This is a genomic window from Glaciimonas sp. CA11.2 (assembly GCF_034314045.1).
In the GTDB taxonomy this organism is placed as follows: Bacteria; Pseudomonadota; Gammaproteobacteria; order Burkholderiales; family Burkholderiaceae_D; genus Glaciimonas.
On record NZ_JAVIWL010000001.1, the window covers coordinates 427,284 to 449,032 of the forward strand.

Sequence of the window (21,749 nt, forward strand, 5' to 3'; positions counted from 1 at the left end):
ATCTTAACGCGCTAAGATATTTTGAGATAATTTGCATATAGACAATATGACTAAAAAAGTCATTCCACTGATTGATCACCGCTTACTCGGCCCCATCGTCCCGACTATTCTTGAGGCACCAACGGGAGTTATCACCGATGCATCAGGCCGACCGTTGCACGATTTGCGGATTTCAGTAACGGATCGCTGCAATTTCCGGTGTGTCTATTGCATGCCGCGGGAAGTCTTCGATAAAAATTACGCATTCTTACCACACAACGCTTTGCTGTCGTTTGAAGAAATCACGCGCTTGGCAAAACTCTTCGTGGCGCACGGTGTCAAGAAAATTCGCTTGACCGGTGGCGAGCCGCTTTTGCGTAAAAATATCGAAAAGTTAATAGAACAACTCAGTGCATTGAGGACACCGGACGGCGAGGATATCGATCTGACATTAACCACCAATGGTTCTTTACTGGCAAAAAAAGCACAATCGCTCAAGGATGCTGGATTAAATCGCGTTACCGTCTCGTTGGATGCGATAGACGAAAAGATTTTTAAGCAAATGAATGATGCCGACTTTCCTGTCGCCGATGTATTGCACGGACTGGATGTCGCCCATCAAGTAGGACTTGGCCCGATTAAAGTCAACATGGTCGTTAAGCGCGGTGTCAACGATCACGAAATAGTGCCGATGGCGCGTTACTTCAAGACCTCACCATTTATTTTACGTTTTATCGAATACATGGATGTCGGCGCGTCGAATGGATGGAAAATGGATGAAGTGGTTTCTTCCTCAGAGGTCGTAAAACGAATCCAAAGTGTATTTCCAATATCGCCGTTAGCGGCTAACTACACTGGCGAAACTGCGCAGCGTTGGCGCTATGATGATGGTGGCGAGATCGGCCTGATTTCCAGCGTCACGCAGGCGTTTTGCAGCGATTGCAGTCGCGCTCGGCTCTCAACCGAGGGAAAGTTATATACCTGTTTATTTGCCAGTGAAGGACACGATTTACGCGCCCTTTTGCGTGGCAATGGCGGCAATTGCAGTGATGCAGAAATCGCGACAGTTATCGGCCAGATCTGGCGGGTACGAGATGATCGTTATTCCGAGCTGCGAACGCTTAATACCAATGGCTTGACCCCGGCAAGAAAAAAAGTAGAAATGTCGTATATCGGAGGATAAGTTTTGATGCGCTAATCTCAGGATACTTTCGTCGTATCCAGTTTTTCTTCATCGTCCTGATTTAAGCTGCAAACTGTCCATCAACAACGCCATCCACGCCACCATCTTATGCATATTAGTCAAATAACAGGTTTAATCCTTGCTGGCGGTCGCGGCAGCCGGATGGGCGGTGTTGATAAAGGCTTACAGACAGTAAGCGACGTCCCAATGGTCGCGCACGTCATAGCAACGTTAGCGCCTCAAGTAGGCTCGCTCATGATCAGTGCCAATCGCAATCTAAGCGCATACGCTACCTTTGGCGTGCCGGTCTGGCCCGATGCAAACAATGACTTTGCTGGCCCGCTTGCAGGTATTCAGGCAGGATTAAAAAACTGTCAGACACCTTATTTAGTCACGGCTCCATGTGACTCCCCGTTTTTACCAGACAATGTAGTGTCTGAATTGGCGAAGGCGTTGGAAAATACCGCGGCAGATATTGCTGTCGCAGCGACCTCCGGCATTAACTCAAAGATCCAGCCACAACCGGTTTTCATGTTGATGCAAACGACAGTACTTATAGATCTGACGGCGTTCATAGACGAAGGTGGGCGCAAAATTGAAATCTGGTATCGGCGCTTGCATTACACTGAAGTCCTGTTTCAAGATGCCACGCCATTTCGCAATATCAATACGCCCAATGAATTACGTGAAGCAGACAACCACCAATGACTAAGCAATCCTATCCTTCGCCATCGCTGCCATCGCGATCCTCACGGTCGTTGTTAAGCGCAGCAATCAGTTGCGTCTCCGATTACGATTCCGACGCGCTGCCAGTAAGTCACGCCCAAGCGATTATCCGGGACTGCATTACGCCGATTCATGCGATAGAAAAGGTTGCCATCCGCACCGCACTTGATCGCGTGTTAGCAATCGATATTATTTCGCCGATCAACGTTCCTGCATACGATAACTCGGCAATGGATGGATATGCTTTTCATAGCGAGAGCTTATGCGCCGACGGTGACACGCTGCTCAGCGTCATCGGTACATCCCATGCAGGACGCGCGCATCAAGGTCCCGTTGCACCGGGACAAGCAATACGAATCATGACGGGTGCGCCAATGCCCGACGGCCTTGATACCGTCATTCCACAAGAATTCGTCAGCGCATTCAACGGCGACGTCACAGAATCAAATGATGCGAACGGCTCGTCACAATTACCCCGCTCCAAGCCTTTCATCACGATCGCTGCGGGCGCAGTCAGAGCAGGCGCTAACCGTCGTCTGGCTGGCGAGGATTTGCAAGCAGGTGCCGCGGCATTAAAGAAAGGACGGATTCTGCGCCCTGCCGATCTCGGCTTGCTGGCCTCATTAGGCATCGCCGAAGTACCAGTCCAACGACGCTTGCGTGTGGCTTTTTTCTCCACCGGCGATGAATTACGTTCAGTTGGAGAGGCGCTTGATCCCGGCTGCGTTTATGACTCCAATCGCTACACACTATATGGCATGTTACGCCGACTAGGTTGCGACATCATCGATCTCGGCGTGGTTGCCGACGATCCTGCAGCACTAGAAATCGCGTTCAAAAGTGCGGCTGATAATGCCGATGCCATTATCACTTCCGGCGGTGTGTCTGTCGGTGACGCTGACCATACACGACAGATGATGGCGCAGTTAGGCGAGGTAGCGTTCTGGAAACTCGGGATGCGCCCAGGTCGCCCGCTCGCATTCGGTACAATTAACAGCTCCAACAAACCGGCCGTCTTTTTTGGACTTCCTGGCAATCCGGTAGCCGTCATGGTGTCGTTTTATTTTTTTGCGCGTGATGCGCTTTTGCACATGATGGGAGCACAACCAGCACCGCTTCCTCTTATGCAGGTAACGTCCGCATCGATCATTCGAAAAAAACCGGGACGCACCGAATATCAGCGCGGCATATTGATCCGTCACGAAAGTGGCCGATGGTCGGTGCGGCCAACTGGTGCGCAGGGTTCTGGGATCCTGCGTTCGATGACTGAAGCCGATTGCATGATCGTTTTAGCACACGATCAAAGGGACGTCGCCATCGGCGATCAGGTTGAGGTCATTCTATTTAATGGCCTGATTTAAAGCGACTTCCAGACGGTGCCTGCCCGAATCAATTTCGCATTGCCGATGCACCGCACCGTCGTACAAATTCGTATTCTCAAGCCCGCTGGCTAAGATTTTTAGAGCTTGCCTGAGCGGTCGCATTACGTGGTTAAGCGGATAACCCAGGTAGCGTACCGATAGAGGTATCGGTGCTTCCGACAGTCTTATATCTCGTCAACAATTGATAAAATCAACTTTCTTCGTCTTGTAATTGTTCTGGCTCCTTCCCCAGCACCAATTGCGCTGCCTCGCTAGGTAGCGCCTCAACCGACTTCAATTTACGCGCCATCTGCCGACTACGAACCTCGGCCTGATCGATGTTTTTTGCTGCCCGCTCAAGAGCCAACTTGGTCGCTGCCAACACGTCACCAAACTTGGTGAACTCGGTCTTCACTGCGCCCAGGACTTGCCAGACTTCGGAAGAGCGTTTCTCAAGCGCTAAGGTTCTGAAACCCATTTGTAGGCTGTTTAATAATGCCGACAAGGTCGATGGGCCAGCGATGCTGATGCGATGGAGTCGTTGCAAGTCATCGGCCAAACCTGGACGCCGCATCACTTCTGCGTACAGACCTTCAGTAGGCAAAAAGAGAATCGCAAAATCGGTAGTAAGCGGTGGTGATAAATATTTTTCCGCGATGGTTTTCGCCTCGCCCCGCACGGCTCGCTCCAACTCACGGCCTGCCAAGGCAACGCCATCGGCATCTGCGCGATCAGCGGCCTCGGACAATCTTTCATACTGCTCTTTAGGAAACTTTGCATCAATCGGCATCCACACCGGCGTATTACCGTCATCATGGCCTGGCAACTTAATCGCAAACTCAACACGCTCGCCACTACCGGGAACCGTCTCCACATTTTTAGCATATTGTTCGGGCGTCAAAACTTGCTCCAACAACATTTCCAGCTGCACTTCGCCCCAAGTACCACGCGTTTTAACGTTGGTAAGAACGCGTTTCAAGTCGCCGACGCCAATTGCCAGTTGCTGCATCTCACCCAAACCTTGATGCACTTTTTCCAGCCGGTCCGAGACAATCTGGAAGGACTCACCCAAACGTTTTTCTAACGTTGCGTGCAGTTTTTCATCCACGGTCTTGCGCATCTCTTCAAGGCGCAGACCATTATCATTTTGCAGATCCTTAATTTTTGCTTCCAGCGTGGTACGAATTTCTGTCATCCGCTGCGCGTTCGACTCAGTCAGCGTGGCCAGGGTCTGATTAAGTGTATCGCCAAAACGTTGCAGAGAAAGTGCCTGCTCTTCACGACTGGTCTGCGCCTGTTGATTCATGGCCAGGCGCATGCTGTCGAGTTGCTGTGCATTGGTCTCATTGAGTCGCACCAATTGTTGGGCAAACGCATCGATCTGACTATTCTGCAATGTCGCCACACTGGTCATTTGGGCTAATACGGTCTGTTGCAATTGCCCAAAACTCGCACCGATTTCCTGACGCGTACTCTGGGCACTACCTTGCACCTGATCGCGTAGCTCTCGCTCATTACGATCACCGATATCTTGTTGACTACGCAACAAATCGTCTTTGATTTGCGTCAATTGCGCCTGCTGCGCATCACCTTTTCCAGAGTGACCGGACCGCCAGATCGACACGACCTGAAGCGCTATGATGATCGCGGCAATAATGAGCAAAACAAATAATTCAGATAACGTCATGCTGTCAGTTCAAAAAAAAGGGGCTGCATCCGCAACCCAGTAAAAAAATCCACGTCTGATAAACTACGCTTGCGTATCCACGTTATCGGGCTTATTACGCATCCAGTCAGCGGTATCAAAGAAAGAACTCATCAAACGCTCCTGCAATTGTTCCTCTAACCCGACATCCTGCATCGCCAGCGCCATACACCGCAGCCATTGATCCCGCTCCGGCGTCGAAATCGCATACGGCAAGTGCCGTGCGCGCAAGCGCGGATGACCAAATCGCTCAACAAACAAGTCCGGGCCACCACTCCAACCCGACAAGAACCAATAGAATTTGTCCCGCGACCCATCCAGCGAAGTGGGATGCAAAATCCGCACACCAGAAAACGCAGGCTCCAGATCCATCAAATCATAAAAGCGATCAACTAGCTCGCGCAAACGCTCAGCGCCACCAATCAATTCAAAGATAGAAGGCGGCGTCAGTTCAACAGAAGAATTTTTATCAATAGTCATAGATCGGAATGATAACGCAAACACCCCCTAAATTCATGCCTCTCGCAAAGTCTCCAAAGGCGGCCGAGACAAAACCCCTCTCAACCCAATCCACCCACCCACAAACGTACAAACCGCCCCAATCACCATCCCGGCAACCCAAATCAACGGACTAAACGCCCAGGTAAAACTAAACACATAATGCGCTAACGCCCATCCTGTAGCCGCCGCGCCAGTTGCCGCCAAAAATCCCGCCAAACTGCCAATCAATGCAAATTCAATCCACTGCGCATGCGACAACTGCGTGCGCGTAGCGCCCAAAGCCCGCAATAAACCCGCCTCCCGCGTGCGCTCCCCTTGCGAACTCAACAACGCTGCATACAAGACCAAGCCACCGGACGCCAACGTAAACAGGAACAAAAATTCAACCGCCGCCACGACCTGATCGACCACGTCCTGCAATTGCTGAATAATACTGCCAATATCAACAATGGTCAGATTCGGGAAGTCACGCGTCAACTGGTTACCAAGATTGCTGTGCGCAGGCGGTAAGCGGAACGCCGTAATCCAGGTTTGCGGTGTATTCACCATGGCCTTCGGATTTAAAATGACAAAGAAATTGACCTGCATCGAGCCCCATTCCAACTTACGCAAGCTGGTAATCGGTGCACTGACGGTCTGACCAGCGATATCAAATGTGAGTTTGTCACCTAACTTCAGGTTCAACGTTTTTGCCAGCCCTTCTTCAACCGAGGCTTCCGGCTGATCGTCTTTATACCAATTACCGGCGACTATCTCATTTTTCAGTGGCACAGCCACCATGGTCGACAAATTGAATTCGCGCTCTACCAATCGTTTAGCACGGTCTTCCTGATACGTTTCCGGGTTGATAACATTGCCATTAATTTCAGTCAAGCGACCACGAATCATCGGATAGAGGTTCGGTTGCGTAATACCAGCTGCAACAAGTCGTCGATTGATATCGGCAAGTTGGTCGGGCTGAATATTAATCACAAACCGGTTTGGCGCATCGGCAGGCGTCGATTGCCGCCATGCGCCGATAAGGTCACCGCGGATCACCGTTAGCAATAGTAACGCCATCAAACCAAGCGCCAACGCGACAATCTGCACAATTGTGGCTCCTGGTCGGCGTTGCAATCCGGTCAGGGCAAAGCGCCAACTTGGATGCTTGAAAGCGCCGCGCGCGGTCCGCAAGGACTTCAGTGCTAACCACGAGATCAGCCCAAACATCGCAAAACAACCCAAAAATCCAAGCGCCGTCAGCAAACCCAACTTTACGTCTCCCGCTTGCCAGAGCAACAAGCCGATAAAGGTGAGCGTTCCCAAACCATAGGTTGCCACGACCGCGACTTGCGGCGGGTCTTGCTCGCGTCGTATGACCCGGTTATGCGGCACGTTGCGCAGCTGCAAGATCGGTGGCAGGGCAAATCCAACTAATAATAGCAATCCGGTCACAATTCCCTGCAAGCCAGGGATAACACTCGGAGGTGGCAAATCATGGGCGACGAACTTACCAAGTGTCTCAAGCAACACAAAATGTGCGCCAAATCCGACTAAGGCACCGAGTACACTTCCAATCAGGCCAATCATTAAGAATTCGTATAGATATAGCTGTGTGACCTGATTTTGGGTCAAGCCGAGACAACGCAACATCGCACACGCATCAAGATGACGTAACATGAAGCGCCGCGCTGCCATCGCTACAGCCACAGCGGCCAACATCGCTGACAACAGACCCACCAACGATAAAAACTGCTGCGCCCGATCCAGCGTAGCGCGCATTTCGGGGCGTCCGGTCTCTAACGACTCTATGCGCACGCCCTTAACGTTATCCCGCGCAATCTCAGCTTCTACCCACCCCTGAAATGCCTGAACTTGCGGGGCCGCGCCGGCCAATAATAAACGGTAAGTAACGCGAGAACCGTCTTGCACTAAATGCGTCGATGCCAGATCAGCGAGTGACAGCATCACGCGCGGCGAAAAGTTGACAAAGCCACTACCGCGATCCGGCTCGACCGAGAGAATGTGTGCAATCGTGAAGGTGCGATCACCGAGCTTAAGCGGTGCGCCGACGCTGATGTTTAATGCGGTCAGGATATTCGGATCAACCCAGACCGTACCGGCAGCGGGAACGGCGCGGGTGATGGTGTCTGGCGTTCCTGGCTTATCGGTAATACTTAAATTGCCACGCAAAGGATAGGCGGCGGAGACGGCTTTTAACGAGGCTAACTGAGATTTGGAATCATCGCCCTCGCCCGATAATGCCATGCTAGGGAATACTACGGTGTCGGCAATGGTCAATCCACGCCGCTGTGCCTCGGCGCGCCAATTCGGGTTGACCGGTTGGTCAGCTCCGATCAATAAGTCGGCACCCAACAATTGGTGGGCATCACGCGCTAATCCCGCGCGCATCCGATCAACAAAAAATCCGACCGAAGACAATGCCGCCACCGCCACAATTAACGCCACCAACAAGAATCGTAACTCACCCGCCCGCCAATCGCGTTGGGTCATGCGCAGAGACTGCAAAATCATGTACTAAGCCTTTGAAAAACCCAGCGCAGACTACGCCACAACTTGGGCAACAACCAGATTGCAAAAATAAAGAATACCAGCAAAAATCCGAATAGGACCCAAGGGTGGTAAAACGCTGCCCATAAAGCGCCCAATACGGTGACATCTTCGGAAAATGAGGCCGCCCAATTACTTAATGGTTCTGGTGAAGTATTGATCATGGCGCGACTACCCGCCTTGGTAGCATGGGCACTGGCGGCAAAAGTGCCACCGACCAGCGCGGCAGCCGTCGTCACTGCAGGGTCCATATGTCCCATCGCGGCGGCGCTTAATACAGCACCGGCAGGAATGCGGATAAACGTCTGGACCGCATCCCAGATTGAATCGAGACCCGGTATTTTATCGGCTAAAAATTCGACCAGCATCAACAAGCCGGTAATACCCAAAATCCAGGGAGACTGCAATACTTCTAGCGTGTGCGGAAGGGTGATCCAACCCAAGCGTCCGAATAGTCCGGCGACGAATAACGCCATATACAGGCGAATGCCGCTGGCCCAGGAAAGGCCTGCTGCCATCGCGGCAGTCGAAAGTGTATCCACCATATCGGCTCCCCACAGGATTCTGCTTCACCATCAATCAAGTCGATCGAGAAGCTAATTACATCGGTTAAATGAGAAAAACCTCGCTAAAACAACGTTTTTATACGATATTCCAACTTTGAAAGGTCGGCAAGCATTGCGTGAGCCGTCCGATAGCGCCAACGCCAATCACTATCAACCACGCAACATTAACCGTCCAGCCAACACAATCAAAGCCAGGCTGAAGCACAATCTCAAGCGACGTTCAGGCAACTGATGCGCCAGCGCCACGCCGGATGACACACTCACTATCCCGCCAATAGCCAGCGGAATTCCCACAATCCAGTTGACATGACTGGCGTAGGCAAACGTGCATAAAGCCACCACCGCGCCAGGCGACACCAGGGCGAGGGCCATTCCCTGAGCCGCGGTTTGCGTCGTACCGAAAAAGGCCACCAGTGCAGGCGGAGCAACGACACCGCCGCCTACGCCAAAAAATCCGGAGACCGCTCCGCCGACAACACCGACCACGGGTAAATAATTCAAACCCAAGACCTTTTTCGTACGGGCCAACGATTTTTTACGCAACAAATTCCATAACAAATAGCAACCCAACACTTCCATAAACACCGCAAATGCAAAATGCAACGTATTAGCGGCAATCACGGTGGCGTACCATGCAGTCGCATACGTCACTAAAACGGCTGAACCACCAAGCATGCTTGCCGCCCGCAAATCCAGGCTATTGCGCTGGCGGTAACGCCAAAATCCAATCAAAACGTTCGGCACCACCATGACCAACGCCGTGCCTTGCGACAATTGTTGATCCATACCGTAAAACATACCGAGGACGGGAATCGCTATAAGGCCGCCGCCTATTCCAAATAACCCGCCCACGCCGCCCAAAACAGCACCTAACAGGAGGTTTCCACAAAAATATATCAATACGTCGCACATACTTTAGTGCTAATAAGCAACAATATAATAGTGAACTTGAAGAAATTTTAAAAATATACTTATACAACTACAGTAGATATCAATAAAACACTGAATTCACACTGTATTTGGTGGCCCACCTTGGTTCTCAACAAAATGAAAAAGCACAACACGTTAACATTACAACGCTGAAAAAATAATCGAAGCCCGAAAAAGATGTAAGTGAAGCGATATTATTTACAGGTAAAACAATGGAGCGTTGCGGGTGGTTAAGTGATTAATCCGTGACGCCGAATCCAAAAAACCGAGACGTAGCCCGGTTTTGGTGGTGTACATCACAATCCAACACGACTTACAACTAAAAAATATATCGACCGCAATTTCGCGCTAACGAGAATAATTAATCAGAGTAGTTATTCCGGATTGACCAGACGCGGAACTTTTACATCACCACACTGAGCACGGTCACGCAAAGCATGATCCATCAATACTAGCGCCAACATCGCCTCAGCAATCGGCGTGGCGCGAATCCCAACGCAAGGATCGTGACGTCCGAACGTTTCCACAATTGTTGGCACACCTTGTTTGTCAATCGACTGACGTGGCGTGCGAATACTCGATGTCGGCTTAATCGCAATGGTCACGGTAATATCCTGGCCGGTTGAAATCCCGCCCAGAATACCGCCGGCGTTATTTGTCAGGAATCCTGTTGGTGTGATTTCGTCACCATGGACTGAACCTTTTTGTACGACGGACGCAAACCCCGCACCAATTTCAACCGCTTTGACGGCATTGATACCCATCATCGCGTATGCAATATCAGCATCGAGCCGGTCATACAATGGTTCGCCCAAGCCGACCGGGACATTGGAAGCAACAACGTTGATGCGCGCTCCGCAAGAATCGCCATCTTTGCGTAAAGCATCCATGTACGCTTCCAGCTCAGGAATCTGCGTCCTGTTCGGCGCAAAAAAAGGATTTTGGGGAACATGTTCCAAGGACTCGAAAACAATCGGAATCTCGCCCAATTGGCTCATATAGCCCTTAATGACAGTACCGTATTGCTGCATTAACCATTTCTTGGCAATCGCCGCGGCCGCTACCGATGGCGCGGTCAACCGGGCAGACGAACGGCCACCGCCACGAGGATCACGGATGCCGTATTTTTGCCAATAAGTGTAATCTGCGTGACCAGGGCGAAAGGTTTCGACAATGTTGCCGTAATCTTTGCTGCGCTGATCTTGATTGCGAATCAACAACATGATTGGAGTGCCAGTCGTTTTACCCTCGTACACACCAGAGAGAATTTCAACGGTATCCGGCTCTTGTCGCTGAGTAACGTGACGCGACGTGCCCGGTTTGCGTCGGTCCAAATCCGTTTGCAGGTCGGCTTCCGATAATTCCAGACCCGGAGGACAACCATCCACGACGCAGCCAATGGCTGGGCCATGAGATTCACCAAAATTGGTAACGGTAAATAATGAACCGAAGGTATTGCCGGGCATGGTGATCCTGATTAATTAAACGTTAAAGGATAATTTTACCAGTGCCAATGACACAGCAGTTATTCCGGTGTCAGTTCTGAGGGTTTTTCACGGTTTCTGAAGGTTTTTGGGCCGGTCTTTGCACAGAAGGGTGGATGAGGCGCATCTGGTCGTCCTGCAAACCGACTAATAAAGCCTGTCCGTCCGAAGCGACGCGGAATTGCCCATACCGTGCGTTCGCAAAAGCCGCACCTTGTCCTTCCTGAAAAAAATAAGCATCAGAAACTACTCTCACCCGTCCATTGCGCAGCCGATATTCAATCAGTGCCTCATTCGCCGCTAACGGCTTGCCGTTGTCGATCCGAACAAATTTTGCCGGTATTTGACCCGACTCATCCGGTACGGATATAACTGCCTTGCCAGTGATTGGCAGAGACAAGGAGGATGCCATGATATCTCTGGATAATTGCCAATCCAGCGCCATGTAATCGCCTTGCATCAACGAGCGCGGATCCACCGGCGCCATCGCCAACGATACACTCCGGCCGTATTTGAGCACCTCTTCTTTATGCCAGATAGCTTGATTGATCGCCGCCAGAATCAGCATTAATCCAATCAATATCAATCCTCCCCGATTACTTTTTACGATGCTGCGATCAAACATTCTTCATCTCCGCAGGCAGGCGACTTAAAAAGAAATAGCCAAGTAATAAGAGGCCGCCGGTGACTATTAGACCAATCGATTTCACAAACAAAGTAAAGTCCAAAGAATAATAAAACCATGACAAATAGCACAGCGAGGCGACAATTCCGAGGGCAATTAACCACCGTCGCCCTCTCGCAAAGCCTAGCAATATCAACATCCCACCCAGTACGAGACCAACCACCCAAACGCCGAGAATGGAAAACACCAATCCGCACGTAAGCGCGACACGCCGCCACGCTACCGATAAGGTAGAGGACAACCGGACAACCAGCTCAAAAAATACAATGCCAACAATCGCCGGATCGAGCAGATATAACCATCGATACAAACTGTCACCCAATCCATCATTGCGGTGTCCGTCGGCAACTTGCGTTAACAACCAGGCAGGGAACCATACCGATGTTAGTCCCAGACACAACAGCGCAACCGTCAGTCCCACGGCGATTGGTAGAAATGTATGTCGCAATCGCATCAGCCAATAAGACTCATCCAACCAAAGTAGCGCAACCAACGCGGCACAAATCGGCAGAATAGGGCTTGGCCCCAGCCACATCAAGAATCCCATATGCAATGCCAGCACAGACAATATGGTGCACAGCAAACGATGTAAAAAATCAGGGTTCAGCACGAACAACAAACATTGGACCAATGCAATACAAAACAACGGCCATGCAACATCCACACCATAAGTCGCAAATAACCAAAATCCCGCCATGCCCTGCCCCGCCAAACTCAAGGCCAGCGCTAACTGTTGCCATAGTTCCGTATGGCCAATTCTATTAATGCCGCATGCCATGCCAATCAGTACCAGCCCCACGACAAGTAACGCGCCATCCTCATGCTGTAACTGATCGATTAAGAAAAAGCCACAAAACGCCATGAGGAACAAACCACCCAACCAGCCGCAAACGCCGAGCATCAAACGTATAAACCAAGGAGCGGACGGTTCTGGGTTCAACCAGACTGGTGTTTCGTTTGTCGTTACTTGACCTTCTGCATGCAGTTGCTGCCAGAGGCGCGAACATCCTACTGAAGAATTATCGGAGTCTTGCATTTCAGCTAAAGGCGCGCCAATTTTCATTGCCGTTCCTGAATCCAGCCACGCTGCACCCTACGCAGCCAAAGCGCTGCCATGCTTGAAGCAATCACTAAAAATAATCCTATCACTATCAAGCCAACCAGCCATGTAGGTCTATGCCCGAAAAAAAGTATCCCAACCAATTGCCCCGTCCCTCCCGCTATCAGCGCAAAACAGCATCCAGTTAATATGACCACCTCGCGACGTCGACGATAAAGTACAAAAAATCCCGACAATACGATCAGCATGACAATAGAACTTAACTGAATCCAATCTGGATGAGCAATGAGGCGACCCGGTAAAAATATAATATGGTAAGTGGCTGAGGCCAATGTCAGCAATGCGGCAAAGCGGATAAAGAATCTGTATCTATACACATTGTCGGCAGCTGCAGATTGAGGATGACTACGATGCAAAACAATTTCAGTGCAAGCCCATATCAAACCATTCAGCCAAAATAACGACACGGATAAAGTATTACCGCCTTCATTACCACCGAACAGGCTAAACAATGCACTACCGGGATACAGCGTCAAGGCCACGTTCAATAAACCCAACCAAAGACACCATGCAATATTTAACCGTGAGACCAACACCCAAGGAAATATCAAAATACTCCAGGTTAAAAATAATTGATAAGGATCTGCACCGGTTTGATAAGTCTGCCCAAAGTAGGCCAGCAGCGCTCCGCATAGCAACATCGCCGCCAGCAATGCCGTTTGCCCCTTTAAAGTATCTAGCGTAAAACGCCTGGCAAGTAAGGCAGCGCTAATCAATAGTCCCTGCAATAAAATGAATTTAGCAAATCGTGGCAACGCTTCCCAATTAAATGCAAAGAAGAAAATAACGCCAACAGTCAAAAACAAAATGCCGCCAAACAAACAAACATTCTTCAGAAAATATTTCCAATCGGACCGGCCCGGCAACTCGCCAGACAACTGCCAAGCACGCTCAGCCGCCATCGGGGTTATTTGTTTTTCTTGTAGCCAATGCGTGATGGCAGGACGTACTGAATATGTTTGACATGTCCGTACGAAATCGGATTCAGAATGTAATTTCGGGCTGAGTGGTGTTGGTGGTGTTAATGGGATTGGTGGCATCGTCACTTCCACGCACCCCGCAAATTCTGGACTTGTTGCTGAAGATATTCAGGTGTCGCATCGGCTGGCATAACGGCCTTTCCTACTGCCAGCTCAAGCACCGACAAGGGGCCACGTTTAAACGAGCGCCCAAAAGGATTACCGTTGCCATGTGTCCACATACTGCCCCACAATCCGCGCAAAGCCATCGGAATGACAGGAACAGGCGTGCGTTCGATAATTTTACTGATCCCACCGCGAAACGCATTGATATGGCCGTCAGTCGTCAATTTACCTTCAGGGAAGATACAGATCAGGTCGCCATCCTCAAGTGCCCTGGCAATATCGGCAAAGCCTTTTTCCATCAACACCGAATCTTCTTTCGCAGATGCGATTGGGATCGCTTTACTATTTCTAAACAGCCACGCGAGAACCGGCATTTTAAAAATTCGATGATCCATCACAAACCGAATCGGCCGCGGGCTGGCTGCCATGATCACAATGGCATCCACAAAACTAACATGGTTGCAGACCAATACCGCTGCGCCGTCCTCTGGAATTCTACTGATATCAACAGTGCGTACGCGATGTATCGTATGGATCAATATCCACGCCAGGAAACGCACCAGATATTCTGGTACTACCGAAAAAATGTAGCCAGCAACGACAGCGTTAAGAATCGCTGTGACCATAAAAATTTGCGGAATCGTGAGTCCCATTTTTAGCAGCACCATCGCCAGTAAAGCGGCGACCACCATAAACAAAGCGTTCATGATATTCATCCCGGCTATCGTGCGCGATAAATGCGCTGGATCACACCGCGTCTGAATCACCGCAAACAGCGGGACGATATAAAAACCGCCAAACAATCCTATCATCAGGCAATCAAACAAGATGCGTATGCTGCTCTGCTGTGCGAAAAACCCAATGAAATCAACCGAACTCGTATTCGTATATCCCTGACTGGCAAGAAACAGATCAAAACCAAACACCGATAATCCAATCGACCCGAAGGGGACCAACCCGATTTCGACCTTGTGGCCGGAAAGCCGTTCACACAGCAGCGAGCCACCACCGACGCCGAGCGAAAATACTGTCAGCAATAAAACAAAAACACTATGATCTCCGTGCAAATAATTTTTGGCATACAGCGGAAATTGCGCCAACATAATCGCACCGTAAAACCAGAACCATGAGTTGCCCATCATCGCCAGAAATACAGGACGATTTTGATGGGAAAAACGCAAATTCCGAACTGTTTCGGTAATTGGATTCCAATTAATGATCAGGTCCGGTTCTGGTGCTGGCGTGAGTGGAATCCGGCGACTAAAAAGCCAACCGACGATTGCAATCAAAATTGTGCCGCCCGCTACGAGCTCGATGCCCCAGGATTGATGAACAACCAGCACCGCGCCAAGAATTTCGCCGACAAGAATACCCACAAAGGTACCCATCTCAATGACGCCATTACCGCCGACTAGCTCGTCTTTTTTTAATTGTTGTGGCAAATAAGCGTATTTGACGGGACCAAATACCGTCGAATGTAATCCCATACCAACTATCGCGCCGACTAAAATCCATAGGTTACGCGTCATCCAGCCGTATGCTGCCAACGCCATAATGGCGATTTCAAACACTTTTACAAGGCGTGCGATACGGGACTTTTCAAATTTGTCTGCGAACTGGCCGGAGGTAGCCGAAAACAGCAAAAACGGCAAAATAAACAATCCAGGGATGAGATTATTTAAAAACCCGGGATCCACGCTAGTCCAGCTTAGTGCGTCATAAGTCAGAATCGTCAGCAACGCTGTCTTAAAGACATTATCATTGAAAGCACCAAAAAACTGCGTCCAGAAAAACGGTGCAAAACGGCTTTGGCGCAGCAGAGAAAATTGATTTGGTCGGTTTGATGGTTGCATGGGCGATCAATAAGCGAAAATTACACTATGAAAATGATGACGTCGACAATTGTACGTGGGCTCCATTAGATTGAGAAATAGGCGCTTTCTCTAAGTTTGGATTTACGTTTGAATTTACGTTTGAATCAACGTTCTAATTGATGTTTTTTTGCCTTAGCTTTACCTTCCAGACGTATCGCCTGTTGATGGTGCAAGGCGTTTAATATTCGTCACCAATTCTTAGTGACTCTCCAGCGCTCCCAGTATATTCAGAATCCCGGCAACCCATCATAGATACAAAAAAACCGTCAGCAGCGAATGTTTGCCACTAACGGTTTTTTTCTCATGCTCGACCATTCTTAACTGAAATAGGCACATAAGTGCGGCAATGTCATATTAAGAACCATGCTGACCGATCAATCATCCGGTGACGGCGTACTGATTGGCCAATCCCGAATGTAAGCTTTGAGCATCTTGTTTTCAAAACCTTGCGCATCCAGCACCGCCTTTGCGACATCATAAAATGACATAACACCCAGCAATGTATTCGCATCCATTACGGGAACATAGCGCGCATGACGCTCTAGCATAATACGGCGCACTTCATTCACCTCCGTGTCGGGTGTGATCGTGATCGGGCTGTCATCCATGTGCTTTCGCACGGTATTGGTCCCAACTTCGCCGCCATTTTCATGGATTGCTTTCAGCACTTCGCGAAACGTCAGCATCCCCACCAACGTGCCGAATTCCATCACCACGAGCGAACCGATGTCCTTTTCGGCCATCGTGTTAGTCGCCTCTAGTAGCGGTGTCTCCGGTGTCACCGTATAGAGGATGTTGCCTTTGACTTTGAGTATTTCAGAAACTTTCATTGGGTCATCCTGCCTTTGCTTGTTATGCTTGTATTGAGAAACCTGCGAATCTCTGCAGCCGGTAGAAAAAGCCTCCGAAAGTTTCATTTTTGACTGATCTTATTATCAAATAGTCCCAATATTGGGGCAATTGACACAAAAAAATCAAAAAATGTATTCGCTTAGCTACTTTTTGCTTCGACTCACTAAAACCTTCAGATGCCTTGAATGTAGCGTAAGCCCGTCGAAAAATCTAGCACTGACTGAAGCACTGGAAATACGCCTTAAGAAAAACGTTCCGGGTTCAATAATAAAACAAACAGATTAATAGGAGAAATCGTCGTCATGAGCAAGCCAACATCCCCTGGTTTTGATACCTTATCACTCCACGCGGGCGCTATCCCGGATCCCACTACCGGGGCTAGAGCGACACCGATTTATCTCAGCTCCGCCTTCGTCTTCAAAGACTCAGATCACGCTGCCTCATTATTTAATATGGAACGTGCAGGACACGTTTATTCACGCATTTCGAACCCTACCAATGCCGTTTTGGAAGAGCGCATCGCAGCGCTCGAAGGTGGAGTTGCAGGAATTGCGGTCGCCAGCGGTCAGGCAGCGCTACACCTTGGACTAGCAACCATTGCTGGCGCAGGATCACACGTCGTCGCATCCCGTGCCCTGTACGGCGGTTCGCATAACCTGCTGGCATACACCATGAAACGTTTCGGCATCGATACCACCTTCGTCGATCCACGCGATCTGGATGCCTGGCGCGCCGCGATCCAACCAAATACAAAGGTATTATTTGGTGAGACTCTGGGTAATCCAGGCCTAGACGTACTCGATATTGGGCGAGTAGCCGCAATCGCACACGAGCACTATCTGCCATTGTTGGTCGATTCAACCTTCACCACACCCTATTTGCTGCGCCCGTTCGACCATGGAGCCGATCTGGTTTTTCACTCGGCGACCAAATTTCTTTGCGGTCATGGCACCGCTATTGGCGGTCTGCTGGTAGATGGGGGCACCTTTGACTGGCAACAAGCATACGAAAAGACTGGCCATTTCGCCGAACTTTGCGCACCCTACGACGGTTTTCACGGCATGGTATTTTCGGAAGAGTCAACGGTCGCGCCGTTCTCTCTGCGCGCCCGCCGCGAAGGTTTGCGTGACTTCGGCGCAGCCATGAGTCCGCACAATGCTTTTGCCATATTGCAAGGCGTAGAGACGCTCGCCTTAAGAATGGAAAAGCATGTCGCAAACACGCGCAAAGTGGTCGAATTTTTAACACGGCAAGACGCCGTAGAGTCGGTCGCCTATCCCGAACTTTCATCCCATCCCGATTATGCGCTGGCGAAAGAACTTCTCCCGAAAGGCTGCGGCGCAGTATTTTCCTTCAACCTGAAGGGTGATCGCGCTGCGGGTCGCCGCATGGTGGAGTCATTAAAAATATTTTCCCACCTGGCCAACGTCGGTGATGCCAAGTCATTGGTAATCCATCCTGCATCAACCACCCATTTCCGCGTACCAAGTGACCAGCTGGCCGCATCCGGGATTGGCGAAGGCACACTCAGATTATCTGTCGGACTAGAGAATGTCGACGATCTGATAGAGGATCTGGCTTACGGCTTGAAAGCCGCGCACCGAACCTCAATTCAACCGAATACAGGAGCTTGAAATGCTGATAAATGTTCAGGGGCATGATGCTTATTGCTACACGGGCGGCAAACCGTTTGACGCTACATTACCGACCGCGGTGTTCATTCACGGGGCACAAAACGATCATTCGGTCTGGATTTTACAAACCCGCTATTTTGCTCACCACGGATTTAGCGTGCTTGCGGTTGATTTGCCAGGACACGGACGAAGTCAGGGCGCGCCACTAACAACCGTTGAGTCGATGTCCGACTGGCTTTTGGCTCTGCTCAAGGCCGCCAATGTCACCAAGGCGCTATTAGTCGGACACAGCATGGGTTCGCTCATTGCATTGGAAACCGCCGGCCGAACACCTTCGTCGGTCTTGATCGGCGGCATCGCCATGGTCGCAAGCGCCTATCCGATGAAAGTATCCGAAGTGTTGCTGGAAGCGGCGAATAGTGACCAGCCGACAGCCATCGCAATGGTCAACAAGTGGTCGCATGCGAGTTTTGTCCAGAAACCGTCCAACCCCGGTCCCGGTTTCTATGTTTTGGGCGGCAGCCAGCGCTTAATGGAACACATCGCAACGCGCGATGAACGCAATGTCGCCAAAGCGACGGATCTGCCGAGCACAGAAAATATACGCAGCGGAGACACCGTTTTTTATACTGATTTCATGACCTGCAATACTTATCAGCATGGCGATGCTGCAGCTTCGGCAATCCGCTGTCCAGCCCTGTTTCTATTAGGAAAACGCGATGCCATGACGCCGCCCAAAGCGGCGAAAACCATCATCAGCAACATTCCGCATGCGAAAGTCGCGCTGATAGACAGCGGACATGCGCTAATGGCAGAGCAACCGGATGCCGTGCTCGATGAATTATTTCATTTCGCAACTGGCATCGACTGGCTAAAATAAATTTCTGCCCCCTAACAAGCTGCATCAAAACTGAGTTGATGTATTTTGTTATGGCATTGAAAACATTTCACGCCCATAAGGCTTCTGAAGGGAGTTCTACATGCCTAAATATATAAAGGATACGGAGGGCAAGAAAGAAAATTTTGCCTCCTTTGCGCAGTTCTATCCCATGTATCTTAACCAACACGGTAACCGCATTTGTCGCCGATTGCACTTTATTGGATCGACCTTCGCCCTTTTATCGTTCATCGCCCTCCTGTTTACCGGAAATGGATGGTGGCTATTGAGCGGCGTTCTGAGTGGATATGGCTTTGCGTGGATCGGCCACTTCTTCATCGAAAAGAACCGGCCAGCGACGTTTCGCTATCCGCTCTATTCATTCATTGGTGATTGGGTGATGTACGGTCAAATGCTGACTGGCAAAGTAACTTTCTAAATATATTTATTTTATTTCAACATTCCCTGCAAGAAAGGATTATTATTTCTCCGGTAAAAGAATACATTTTACTTTTTAGCAGTATCGGTCCTCGAAAAAACGTAATCAAGCGTTAATCGTCAGGCACACAACGCTATCGACATCAAAGCTGCACGCCACGTTATACGTTGGTCAGTTAATACGCGTTAATGACACATTCGACGTCTAAGCACTAAGAAAACAAGCAGGTAGCACGACTCTCAATGTAATCCATGTGGAAATTGTATTTTGAATGATATTCAAACATCTTTTGGAGAAACACGATGAAAATTACGCTCGCGATGCTCACTTTGGCCGCAGGATTAACCTTTGCTGCCAGTGGGTTCGCCCAAACTGCGCCTGCTGCCGCGCCAGCCGGTACTTCTGGAATGTGCAAAGATGGCTCCTACTCTTCGGGCGCCACAAAAAAGGGCGCTTGCTCAAAACATGGGGGAGTCAAAGATTGGTATGTGAAGGCTGCTGACAGCCCTGCCGCAATGGCTGCCGCACCTGCCGCACCAGCGCCCGCCGTCGCAGCCGCTGCAGCATCTCCCATGAAAACGCCCGCCCTTCCGGCGGCGACCCCAGCCGCAGGTGGTGGCGCTGGTAAAGTCTGGGTAAATGCCAGCTCCAAGACCTATCATTGCTCCGGTTCCAAATGGTACGGAACAACTAAAGCAGGTTCGTATATGACGGAAGCTGCAGCGAAAGCCGCCGGTAACCACGCTGATCATGGCAAAGCATGTACTTAAGATGATTTTGTAGATAATTTTTTTGGTTGACCTTTTTGGCCGAATGCAAAAGCGCCCCTTTTTTGGGGCGCTTTTTCTTTCATGCGGTTACTTTTAGACGTCTTTTTAGAATATCTGGGTAAGTTCTGTAGGAAGGAGTTACAACGACTCTTGCGAGGATTGACCAAAATAACGCGCCAAAGACTGGTCCAATCCCAACTCAATCGTTTCTTCTACCCGCTTCGCCAACGGTGGCGCATCAACGGCATACGAAGCAGTATTGAAGACGAACAGGCGATAGATCTCCGCTAATTTTAAGCTATCAGGATTAGCCAGTAAAGTCCACTGATCCAGGTGCGACAACGCATGACGGTTCCAGCGCAAGCGTTTTGGCAGCGCTTTGCTAATCCGCCCGACCCATCCTGCCTCGAGCATTTGTTGCAACAAATTTTCCGACTCATCAAAACCTAATCGCGTCGCACGTCGAATCTGAGTTGCACTCACTGCAGAAGAGCTATTCGCTATTCTAGCCTCATGCAATACCTGCAAAACCGCCATGGCATCAACAAACGCGCTGCCGGGCGTCGGCACGTGCCACCATCGTTCGTGCTTGATCACCGGTAGCGCCGCCACTACCAGCGCGCCGACCAGCGTGATCATCCATAGCATATAAATCCATAGCAGAAAAATTGGCAATGCTGCCAACGCACCGTAAATGATCGTATAAGTCGGGAATTTGATCACATATGCAGCAAAAATCCGTTTAGCAACTTCAATGGCTATCCCCGCGAAGAGTCCGCCCCACACCGCATCGCGCCAATTGACGAACCGATTCGGTACAACTACATACAATAAGGTGAATGCCGCTGTCGTCAAAGAAACCGATACCACTGTGTAAAACCATTTTCCTAACCAGCTGATGACCAGACCGTTGGTGGCTTCTGTCAGATAGGAGGTAGCCGTAATCGAGATACCGATCAGCAATGGTCCTAATGTTACTAGCGCCCAATATACAAGCGCCCGTTGAATAAAGGGACGCTGGGTTTTGACCCTCCAGATGCTATTGAAAACCTGATCTACGGTCGACATCGTCATACCGGTTGTCACAATAAGGGCAACACCACCGACTGCCGACAGGCTTGCAGATTTGCTGGCAAACTGATTCAGGTTACTCAAAATTGTATTGGCAATCCCCTTAGGCATCAGGTTATGCACGAAGTATGCTTCCAGCGATGCACGGAAGGTACTAAAGAGCGGAAAAGCGGTGAAAATTGCCAACGCAATGGTCAGCATGGGAACCAACGCCAAAATAGTCATAAACGTCAAACTACTGGCAACTTGCGGTAAACGCTCTTCGCTCAGGCGGCGACCCGCAAAACGAAATAAGTCGCGCAACTCATCCAATGACAAACCGCGCAAGTGGGAAAATTTAAATGGAAACATATTTTT

19 protein-coding genes are annotated in these 21,749 nt (G+C 50.0%); 7 read left to right on the top strand and 12 right to left on the bottom strand.

The annotated features are described in order from the left end of the window. The first annotated feature begins 46 nt into the window (after positions 1 to 46). The 3 genes from moaA to glp all read left to right on the top strand — a co-directional run bounded on the left by moaA (position 47) and on the right by glp (position 3,249). Positions 47 to 1,162 (top strand): GTP 3',8-cyclase MoaA, encoded by a 1,116-nt coding sequence (gene moaA / locus RGU75_RS01820; RefSeq protein WP_322232543.1) that lies wholly within the window; start codon positions 47 to 49, stop codon positions 1,160 to 1,162. Between the two features lie 108 nt (positions 1,163 to 1,270). Then, entirely contained in the window at positions 1,271 to 1,870 is a 600-nt protein-coding gene (mobA, locus tag RGU75_RS01825) for a molybdenum cofactor guanylyltransferase MobA (protein ID WP_322232544.1), read from the top strand. Beyond that, the gene (gene glp / locus RGU75_RS01830; RefSeq protein ID WP_322232545.1) at positions 1,867 to 3,249 is read left to right on the top strand and encodes a gephyrin-like molybdotransferase Glp; all 1,383 of its coding nucleotides are present in this window, start codon (positions 1,867 to 1,869) and stop codon (positions 3,247 to 3,249) included. The genes mobA and glp overlap by 4 nt, the downstream gene beginning before the upstream one ends. Before the next feature lie 211 nt (positions 3,250 to 3,460). On the opposite strand, the gene RGU75_RS01835 is transcribed toward glp, so the two are convergent. From RGU75_RS01835 to RGU75_RS01885, 11 genes are all read right to left on the bottom strand, one after another. Then, positions 3,461 to 4,936, bottom strand: coding sequence for a DNA recombination protein RmuC (locus RGU75_RS01835; RefSeq protein ID WP_322232546.1), 1,476 nt, complete (start codon positions 4,934 to 4,936; stop codon positions 3,461 to 3,463). 63 nt (positions 4,937 to 4,999) lie between these two features. After that, a complete protein-coding gene (locus tag RGU75_RS01840; protein ID WP_322232547.1) occupies positions 5,000 to 5,434 on the bottom strand; it encodes a group II truncated hemoglobin in 435 nt (144 codons plus the stop codon). A gap of 33 nt (positions 5,435 to 5,467) precedes the next feature. Next, positions 5,468 to 7,969: an ABC transporter permease gene (locus RGU75_RS01845; RefSeq protein ID WP_322232548.1), complete on the bottom strand. Its 2,502-nt coding sequence runs from the start codon at positions 7,967 to 7,969 to the stop codon at positions 5,468 to 5,470. Continuing rightward, positions 7,966 to 8,550 (bottom strand): DUF4126 domain-containing protein, encoded by a 585-nt coding sequence (locus RGU75_RS01850; RefSeq protein ID WP_322232549.1) that lies wholly within the window; start codon positions 8,548 to 8,550, stop codon positions 7,966 to 7,968. Before RGU75_RS01850 ends, RGU75_RS01845 begins: the two co-directional genes overlap by 4 nt. A gap of 171 nt (positions 8,551 to 8,721) precedes the next feature. Next, positions 8,722 to 9,483, bottom strand: a complete 762-nt coding sequence (locus tag RGU75_RS01855; RefSeq protein ID WP_322232550.1) for a sulfite exporter TauE/SafE family protein — start codon at positions 9,481 to 9,483, stop codon at positions 8,722 to 8,724. 392 nt (positions 9,484 to 9,875) lie between these two features. Beyond that, positions 9,876 to 10,967 carry a chorismate synthase gene (gene aroC, locus RGU75_RS01860; RefSeq protein ID WP_322232551.1) on the bottom strand — a complete coding sequence of 364 codons (1,092 nt, stop codon included), beginning with the start codon at positions 10,965 to 10,967 and terminating at the stop codon, positions 9,876 to 9,878. A gap of 70 nt (positions 10,968 to 11,037) precedes the next feature. Beyond that, the gene (locus RGU75_RS01865; RefSeq protein ID WP_322232552.1) at positions 11,038 to 11,610 is read right to left on the bottom strand and encodes a GDYXXLXY domain-containing protein; all 573 of its coding nucleotides are present in this window, start codon (positions 11,608 to 11,610) and stop codon (positions 11,038 to 11,040) included. After that, the gene (locus RGU75_RS01870; RefSeq protein WP_322232553.1) at positions 11,603 to 12,733 is read right to left on the bottom strand and encodes a DUF4401 domain-containing protein; all 1,131 of its coding nucleotides are present in this window, start codon (positions 12,731 to 12,733) and stop codon (positions 11,603 to 11,605) included. Before RGU75_RS01870 ends, RGU75_RS01865 begins: the two co-directional genes overlap by 8 nt. Next, complete coding sequence (locus tag RGU75_RS01875) at positions 12,730 to 13,830, bottom strand: DUF2157 domain-containing protein (protein ID WP_322232554.1); 1,101 nt, start codon at positions 13,828 to 13,830, stop codon at positions 12,730 to 12,732. Before RGU75_RS01875 ends, RGU75_RS01870 begins: the two co-directional genes overlap by 4 nt. A gap of 2 nt (positions 13,831 to 13,832) precedes the next feature. Beyond that, the gene (locus RGU75_RS01880; protein WP_322232555.1) at positions 13,833 to 15,728 is read right to left on the bottom strand and encodes an MFS transporter; all 1,896 of its coding nucleotides are present in this window, start codon (positions 15,726 to 15,728) and stop codon (positions 13,833 to 13,835) included. Between the two features lie 395 nt (positions 15,729 to 16,123). Next, the gene (locus RGU75_RS01885) at positions 16,124 to 16,579 is read right to left on the bottom strand and encodes a CBS domain-containing protein (RefSeq protein WP_322232556.1); all 456 of its coding nucleotides are present in this window, start codon (positions 16,577 to 16,579) and stop codon (positions 16,124 to 16,126) included. A 324-nt stretch (positions 16,580 to 16,903) separates the two neighbouring features. On the opposite strand from RGU75_RS01885, the gene RGU75_RS01890 reads away from it, so the two are divergent. The 4 genes from RGU75_RS01890 (at position 16,904) to RGU75_RS01905 (ending at position 20,321) form a co-directional block, all read left to right on the top strand. Further along, entirely contained in the window at positions 16,904 to 18,235 is a 1,332-nt protein-coding gene (locus RGU75_RS01890; protein WP_322232557.1) for an O-acetylhomoserine aminocarboxypropyltransferase, read from the top strand. Between the two features lies 1 nt (position 18,236). Beyond that, positions 18,237 to 19,115 carry an alpha/beta hydrolase gene (locus RGU75_RS01895; protein ID WP_322232558.1) on the top strand — a complete coding sequence of 293 codons (879 nt, stop codon included), beginning with the start codon at positions 18,237 to 18,239 and terminating at the stop codon, positions 19,113 to 19,115. Positions 19,116 to 19,215: 100 nt separating this feature from the next. Further along, entirely contained in the window at positions 19,216 to 19,551 is a 336-nt protein-coding gene (locus RGU75_RS01900; RefSeq protein WP_322232559.1) for a DUF962 domain-containing protein, read from the top strand. A gap of 302 nt (positions 19,552 to 19,853) precedes the next feature. Beyond that, positions 19,854 to 20,321, top strand: a complete 468-nt coding sequence (locus RGU75_RS01905; RefSeq protein WP_322232560.1) for a DUF3761 domain-containing protein — start codon at positions 19,854 to 19,856, stop codon at positions 20,319 to 20,321. A gap of 138 nt (positions 20,322 to 20,459) precedes the next feature. Here the strand turns inward: RGU75_RS01905 and RGU75_RS01910 are convergent, their stop codons facing one another. Beyond that, positions 20,460 to 21,743 carry a YihY family inner membrane protein gene (locus RGU75_RS01910; protein WP_322232561.1) on the bottom strand — a complete coding sequence of 428 codons (1,284 nt, stop codon included), beginning with the start codon at positions 21,741 to 21,743 and terminating at the stop codon, positions 20,460 to 20,462. Between the last annotated feature and the right edge of the window lie 6 nt (positions 21,744 to 21,749).